The organism is Paracoccus sp. Z118 (assembly GCF_019061185.1).
In the GTDB taxonomy this organism is placed as follows: domain Bacteria; phylum Pseudomonadota; class Alphaproteobacteria; order Rhodobacterales; family Rhodobacteraceae; genus Paracoccus.
The window spans coordinates 1-471 of the sequence record NZ_JAHQZU010000130.1 but is presented as its reverse complement, the minus strand read 5'-3'; the positions used below and the strand labels follow the sequence as shown (position 1 = coordinate 471).

The following is a 471-nucleotide window of genomic DNA, read 5'->3' as shown; positions in this document are numbered from 1 at the left end:
TGTGGCCCTGAGCTCAAGCCCGGAACCATGCAAGCGCAGCCGACCTGCGCGACAACCGGCAGCAAGCTGGCGCGCGGTGCAGGAGCGGAGGTTTCCCGGCGGCCCAGCTCTGGCAGCGACAGGGCGATGAGCATCGTTTCTTCGCCGATTGCGGCGGAGGGCGCGGAATCATGCGCTTTCCCCATCGTCCTGACAGGGAAAACGACGATCATGGCCCCGTGCGGCGCGGCTTGTCGAATGAGAGGCCGTGGGTGACCCAGCAGGCTCCTCCTGCGAGCACGCCCCCTGAAGACCCTTGGACGATCGCCGGAAGCGTGACCACGGGTTGATTGGTCCTGCGGCCGATGATGGAAGACCGGTCGTCTCACCCCGACCTCGACCCCGACATATGCCCCAAGCCCCCGCGCCGCTGGAAACCCCTCGGGTCGTGCTGCTACTGGGATGCACTCGCGCCGGAGCGAGGATAGACAG

General features: G+C 66.9%; 1 protein-coding gene. It reads right to left on the bottom strand.

Annotated elements, in window-relative coordinates:
• The coding region (locus tag KTN05_RS17845; protein ID WP_217330692.1) for a hypothetical protein at positions 1-212 on the bottom strand (212 nt) is incomplete at its 3' end.
• Positions 213-471 lie beyond the last annotated feature (259 nt).